Annotated in this window: 4 protein-coding genes and 1 pseudogene; all 5 read right to left on the bottom strand. The window is 32.9% G+C overall.

Going from position 1 to position 7,567, the window contains the following annotated elements:
- Positions 1-193, bottom strand: a pseudogene (locus tag ACFWDE_RS29230) (Holliday junction resolvase RecU); the annotation flags it as partial.
- A gap of 158 nt (positions 194-351) precedes the next feature.
- Complete coding sequence (locus tag ACFWDE_RS29225; protein ID WP_377896233.1) at positions 352-2,958, bottom strand: putative mucin/carbohydrate-binding domain-containing protein; 2,607 nt, start codon at positions 2,956-2,958, stop codon at positions 352-354.
- Positions 2,959-3,476: 518 nt separating this feature from the next.
- Complete coding sequence (gene hblA / locus ACFWDE_RS29220) at positions 3,477-4,610, bottom strand: hemolysin BL binding component B (RefSeq protein WP_377896232.1); 1,134 nt, start codon at positions 4,608-4,610, stop codon at positions 3,477-3,479.
- A 31-nt stretch (positions 4,611-4,641) separates the two neighbouring features.
- A complete protein-coding gene (gene hblD / locus ACFWDE_RS29215; RefSeq protein WP_162617073.1) occupies positions 4,642-5,871 on the bottom strand; it encodes a hemolysin BL lytic component L1 in 1,230 nt (409 codons plus the stop codon).
- A gap of 63 nt (positions 5,872-5,934) precedes the next feature.
- On the bottom strand, positions 5,935-7,254 hold the full coding sequence (gene hblC / locus ACFWDE_RS29210; RefSeq protein ID WP_016095386.1) for a hemolysin BL lytic component L2: 1,320 nt from the start codon (positions 7,252-7,254) through the stop codon (positions 5,935-5,937).
- Between the last annotated feature and the right edge of the window lie 313 nt (positions 7,255-7,567).

Here is a 7,567-nt window from a genome sequence, read left to right as displayed (position 1 = left end):
AATCAACTAGTGCTCGTTCTGTTTGTTCTACTAAGTATCCATAAATATCAAAGTCTGCTCTCGGTATCGACTTCTTACCATTCGGTTGATGAGACTGAGACATCCCCACATAAGATTGAATAACTGATGCTGGCACAAGGAATACTATCTGATCCTTACTGAACTCTATAAGAAAAAAACAAATAGATGAAATAATAAGTATATCTAATTAAAATTTCATCTGGACTTTTCTATTCAAATAACGATTTCGTTATAATTTATGAACATATTTTAGGCCTAAAAATCCTACCGAACATTTTTAGGATAAAAAAAGATGTCTAAAAAACTTATGTTCTTTAGACATCTTTTAATCTATTTTATTAATAAACCCGTAGAAGTAACTTGATAGGTTCTTTTCTTACCTATATATTCCTGTTTACTATTCTCAAGGTTAGTTAGTGTAGCGCGTGTCTTTTCCTTTACTGCTTCCCCTTCTATATGGGTAAACTCAATGTAATCTCCCACTTTTACGGGCACGGTTTGGCTTTCAGCAGTTTGTTGTCTATTTCCCACGATTTCCTTATTGTACACAACACTACCAGATGAATTCTGTACTTTAATACTTGCATACGTATTATTAAAGTAAGAATGTGGTACGCCTGCTTCTAACTTCACCTGCATTTTCTCTGTTGCCCTATTATAATCTACTTTTGCGATTTCTCTATCACTATAACCTTTTAAGGTCCAGCCAAATTTATTTCCGTCTAAAACCGTTGTTTCTGGCATTTTTTCTACTTTCTTCAGACCTTCTTTTGTAACTTCGTACATTGCTTTTTTTCCAAAGCTCTCTTGTTTACTGTTGTCTACATTTGTGAAAGTAGCTCTATGCACACCTTCTAGATGTGTTAACTCAATATAATCTCCTACTTTGACTGGAACTTTTTGCAATTCAGCATTTTGTTGTTTGTTTCCATAAATGTCTTTATTGTATACTGTTTTCCCTGATGCATTTTGCACTTTAATACTCGCATATGTTTCATTAAAATAATGATGCGGTACGCCTGCTTTTAAGTTAACTTGCATTTCTTCTGTCGACTTATTGAAATTGATTTTAGCAAACTCAAAATCACTAATTCCTTTTAGCGACCATGCAAATTGATTTCCATCTAAAATTGTTGCTTCTGGCATTTTTTCTACTTTCTTCAAGCCTTCTTTTGTAACCTCGTACATTGCTTTTTTTCCAAAGCTCTCTTGTTTACTGTTGTCTACATTTGTGAAAGTAGCTCTATGCACACCTTCTAGATGTGTTAACTCAATATAATCTCCTACTTTGACTGGAACTTTTTGCAATTCAGCATTTTGTTGTTTGTTTCCATAAATGTCTTTATTGTATACTGTTTTCCCTGATGCATTTTGCACTTTAATACTCGCATATGTTTCATTAAAATAATGATGCGGTACGCCTGCTTTTAAGTTAACTTGCATTTCTTCTGTCGACTTATTGAAATTGATTTTAGCAAACTCGAAATCACTAATTCCTTTTAGCGACCATGCAAACTGGTTTCCTTCTAAAATATTATTTACATTAGGCATATCTGGTTTAATTGGATTAGAATCCGTACCCTTCCAAATCTCTGCTGTTAAAATTGGATATCCTAATGCACCCACTTTTTGAATGGTATCATTATTTGGACGTAATCCCCACTTCTCAAAGAAAGGAATCAAATTTTGTTTGGCTACTTTTGATGCCGAAATCATAAATAATTGCTTTTTATTTTCATCCGTTTGTGGAAGTTCATTTGAGGGCATGTCTCTATACAATTGATGCAATTTAGGATAGAAGTCCTCTCCATATGCTAACTGTAGTTGCCAAAGCATAACAAGCTTAACAAAAGCATCACTAATTTCGTCATAATTTTTATTAGATTGTTCTAAGTATTGAAATGCCTTATTATAAGCACCCTCTTGTTGTAATCTAAAAGGTTGATTAGATGTAAATGCTTTTTCTACAGAAAGGCTGTAAATATTATTTTGTACTTCTGTCATATTATAAAACTTCCAAGGTGATTGTTGTCTCAAATGTCCTGCCTCATGCCAAGGACCCCAGCCATCTTTTATAAATTTATTAATATCTAACACGTATTGGATTGCTTCTCCTACATATGCAGTTCGATAAGAAGTTGCATACATATAATAATCGGGAGAATGATTTTCTTCTACGTAATGAATATAATGTTTATCTACTTGTTCCTCGGATAACCCAGCTACTTTGTCTTGAATTCGAGTAGCTTCATCCATCTTTTTTAAGAGTTGTACAGGATCTGTATTAGAACCCAACAAATATTTCTTAACACGTGCAGGGCTGGCCGTAATTAATACACGTTCTCCTTTTAACTCCACTGCATGTGCATTTGGATATTGGTTCAGCATGTCTATTAAATCTTGTTTCGTATGCTTGCCTAGTTCAAAGAAAGGAGTAGTCGTTCCACCTGTTGTGACTGTTGTTCGAATGGTACCACCTTGTTGTTTATTATAAAAATAAATCATCCCCCCATTTGGAGATTGAATTGTGTTTATACCAGGTTTTAATGTAAATGATTTTATTTTAGAATCTTCTCTCCAAGAAGCATCATACGAATACGTTCCAATGTATGCTTGAATATTTTGATTTCCTTCTACATTAATCGTTATTTGTTCATTTGGCTTTGCATATAAACCAGTTGGTTCATATGGACTAAATGCCATACTTTTTCTTTCCTGTTGTTTCAGTACCTCAACATCCCCTTTTCCTGGGACTGTATACGTTCTATTTTCTGATTTGACTGACTTTTCTTCTTGCAGTGATGTCGAAAAATTCTTTTGCTGCTGCGTTTCCTCCGCAAAGACATCTGATGAAGAAACCATTCCAGTCGCAAGCATAGTTAATGTAGCAGTAGCTGCAAGTATTTTTCTAGTTTTATGTTCTGAATTATTCCCCATATTATCTCCCTCATTTTTCCTTAATACTCTTAAGGATCTTTGTTTTCTTTTTCATGTTTTTACGCCCAAAACTATTCATGCTATTTATGCTGTATCTATTACTCTATTTTTCCCCATAATAATCTCCTTTTCTTTATTTATATGATAAACTCATCGATAACAACCTATTATGTTTTGATTCAGTATTCTTAACTTCCATCAAATTGTATAAATGTATTCAATTGGCGAAATAAGTAAATGAATTTCAATATTTCACGGTTAGAATCTCACGGGAAATTCATAAAAGTTATTTAACTTTAAAGGTTTAAACAATCGTAACCACGTTTGTTTAAACCTTCACAATTTTTTCTAAGCTATTCCCTAAAAAATCTTATTTTTTATTGTACCTGAACCTGATTGCTACTCTTTATGTAAAAGAAAAGACGGAATCCTTAATACACCCCCGCCTTTTTTGATAAAAAAAACGATTAATTATCTTATGATTATTTACGTAACTTTGCAATAGAAGTAGTATCCCCCTATTTTTTTGAAGATACAGGATCCATTTTTAATGTTTTTATCCCTTCTTTTAATGTAAACGCATCTGCTCTTAATGTTTTCCAACTATCTTTCGCTGCATTCAAATTAGGTTTTAGGAATTTGAATTTATTTTGATCCGCTTTTTGGGATGCTTTATCAATATGACTAAGCACTCCCGAATATTGAGAATCTAAATCATGCCATTGTGCAGACATATAGGTAAGTGCATTAATAGCCGATCCAATCGTATTGTGCATTTCATTAATATTATTATACGCAACACCAACTACACGATTTAATGTTACTTTATAATCTATAGTCTGACGTAATTGTGCTAACAACGGCTCTAACGTACCTAAATTATTTCTTGCTACCCCTATCATTACACCACCAGCAATCCACGTAGGAATTGAGGGAATTGATACAGTTATTATTCCATCTGACTCTACTTGTTTAAAATGTCTTACTTGCTCTAAAACTTCATTTAGGCGCTTTTCATCTTCATCAATTCCAGATGCTTGGTTTTTCAGAATCGAATGCAATATATCTTTATGACCTGCAAATGCTCGAACATCTTCTCCAATACTATCTCTTAACTTAGCTAATTCTTGTATTAAATTCTGTGTATACGCTTGGTTTTGTTTAATCTCTTCTTGTAAATCTGTAATTCCTTCTTTTAATGTATCTCCATCTCCTTCATCAATGGCTTCTACTAGTGTATCGTAATAATTGTCAAACTTGGTATCATACTCCACAATACCCGTCAACGTATCTAAAAGTTGTCTTTTTATGTGCTTATCCCATTTAGTAGCATGCTCTCTTGCATTTTTTTGATCTTGTAGAATTTGACTAGGTAGATTTGTATACCCTTTAATATCAATTCCTTCAAAGTTAACATCTGGGTTATTAATCAATAAATAAGAATAGTCATTCATGGATTTTGCGAATACCCCAGCATCTTGCAAAGCTTTTTTCATCTTTTCGCTGTTTACAGAAAGAGATATATCTTCGGTACTAGTTTGTTCTATTTTACTTTCACTTGCGAAGGCTGCCACTGGAGAAACTACCGTGGTTGTTGTCAGAGTTAAAAACGTCGATACAGCAAGTAGTTTATAAGGAAAGTTTTTATTCATTTTAATTCCTCCTATACATATATATTGATTTTTAGTTTGTTTTTTCTTGTTTAAAAGCAATGTCTTTTGAAATGAATTCTGCATCCTTATGAATATCATTCCAACTTTGTTTAGCAGCCTTTAAATCGTCAGGTATTAAAGAAAGTTTATGTTCTTGCATTTGATCAACATTATCATATAGATCTTTATAATTTGCCCCCATCGTATTCCATTGTTGCTGAATACTTGTTAGAGACATAATTGCTTGATCAACTGTCTGATACAAATATGTTAAAGTGTCTTTTGTGTTAGTAAGTGAAATAACTGCTTGGTTAGCAAGATCGGCTTTCATACTTAATTCTCCTATTTTATTAGAAATTTCGTTATAGGAGTTCATATGATTAGATGCCGTAACACCAGCTGCTGTTCCTAAACCAATACCAGCTGCTCCTAGAGCTGCAAGACCACCCACAACAGCCGGTGTTGCTGTGCCACCAGTTACAACAATTACTACCGCTCCTGCAATCGTTCCAATAACTAAAATAGCTGCTCCCAATCCACCACCAATTGACCATGCTAATACATTATTAAAATGTGCTTTCTGAGTAGAACGTAGATTCTCAATTTCAGCCTGAAGTTGTGGGACTAGCGCTTGTTTTCCCGCTAATATAGCCGTTAAGCCCCCCTGACCATCTGGACCTCCAACATTATTTTTGAAATCTACAGTATTTGTATACAACTTTGTTTTGAAAGCTTCTAACATCTTAATGACTTCCGTAACTTCTTTTGAATTTGTATGAATTGTACCGATTAAATCACCTATACCTTCTTTTAGGCCTACCTTATCTTTCTTTTTCACAGTATCTACTAATGTGTCGTAATAATTTTGAAATTGTTCATCATAATTTACAATATTACGTGCTGTCTTTTGAATATTTGGCTTCGCTGTATCTAACCAGTAATTTGCATTGATTCGTGACAGTTCCTGATTTAGGTGAATGTTTTTAATTAATTCTCCCCCTCCTGAACCTAAATCAATATTGGATAAATTTACATTCGGTTGCTTAATCATTGTTTTTGCGTACAAATCCATTACAAGAATATGAGAGCCTGTTTCAGCCAATGCTTTCTTTAGCCCTTCAGGCCCTAACGTATAGTTTTCTATTTTTTGTTCTTGAGCCGTTTGTTCTTGGGCAAGTGCATGAATAGAGCTACCATTCGTAGCTGTTATAACAGTTGCCAAAGTGGCCAAAGTTATGACCTTAAATGGAAATTTCATCATTTTTATTCTCCTCCTTATTTTCAGTTGGGTTCTTATCTTTTTGTTCACCCTAAGTTCTTAATATCAAAATTTATTAACCTGTTCTTCGAGTTGGCTCGTTACATTTTTTAGTCGTCTTAATGTATCTTTTTGAGACTGATTGTTAACAGTATCAACTTCAGTCGATAGTTTTGTAATACTATTATTTATTAGATTCAAATCATCTTTATAGCGTTTCATTAGATCAATTTCTCCATCAACTTGGTTAGCAAATGTATGCAAATCATTTTGCATGAAAAGAATCATTGATTTTTGTAAATCTGCTACTGTTAATTTTGTTGTTAAATCATATAACTTTTGATTTTGTTTCTCTAAATCATCTAAATACGCTCGTTGCTCTGCTGTTAGTTTATTAATTTCAGCAAAGGTACTATATGTTTTTTTGATTTTTTCAGGATCAATTACTTTCATAAGATCATACTCTTTTGTTTTTGTAACTGCAGCTGCTGCAATTTCACCTTTTTTATTGTTCTCTATCGCTTCACGTGCTTCTTTTTTGGCAACTTCAATTTCTAAGGCTGATTTTCCCTTTTCTGTTGCTTCTTGCTCTGCTTTTTTCTCTGCTTCTACAATAGCGTTGTTAATTTCTTTTCCTTTGTTATACGCTGCTACCGCTGTTTGGGCAGCCGGTTCAATGATATCTTTTGATAAACTATAAATTTCTTGGAATACCTTTAGCCCTTGTTCATTTAAAGCTCCTGGTAATAATGCTATTTGTTGTAAATCATTTTGAATTGATTTTTTTGTATTTAGCATTTCATTTTTTAACTTGTCTATTTTTCCTGTTCCCTCTGAGCTAAGTATACTCTGTGCTTTTACCACATCTGTATCAAGATTTTTCAGTTTCTTATCTACCTGTAGTTTAAGATCTGTTAACTCATTAATCTGACGTTGCACGTTTTCTTGGTTTGTTATAGTCATATCTTGAAGAACTTCCAGTCTATCTATAAACCCTTCTTTATCTTCCTTATTATCTACAAATCCTTTTAATGTTGGATAATAGCTATTAAATTTGGTTGCAAATCCTTTACTTTTTGAATTTAGTAGAATTAATTTTGGATATAGTTCTGATGACCACTCTTTCATATCTTGTTTAATTAGAAATTGAGTTGTATTTAAAGATGGAACTTCTTCAAGTTGCACATTCGGACTTGCTAAAGCTCCATCTATAAAAGTCTGTGTTAACTTGGAGTGTGCACCTATTTTTCGTAATGATGAGGAAATATCTATACTATCTTGCTCCGTTTCTGCCTGAACAATTGGCATTGCGAGAGTATTGATAGGAATAGTCGCTCCAGTAACGATTGATGTTATTAAAAATCCTGTCATAATTTTATTCTTCATTCCGTACACCTCTTTACCGTTGTTTTTTACAATCTTAATCATATATGTTTTACAAACTAACGTTACGATTTCTTCTCGCATACACTCGAGGATGGAAATTTTCCGATAGAATAATCGTATTTCGTTTCTATTTATTTTTAATAGAATGTAAGGACCTTACTTCCCCTTCATTTTAAACACTATGTTTTTCATAAGTAAACCAGAAAATCACATTGATTATATTTGAATTTTCAGATATTAATTGTTCGAATTCAAAAAAATTATATCTAAAAAAGTTAAAGACAACTTTCACTTCATAAGGTGAAATAATTAT

It is taken from the genome of Bacillus sp. NPDC060175, from assembly GCF_042728695.1.
GTDB lineage: Bacteria > Bacillota > Bacilli > Bacillales > Bacillaceae_G > Bacillus_A.
The sequence above is the reverse complement of the archived record's forward strand: the minus strand, read 5'-3'. Positions and strand labels throughout refer to the sequence as shown.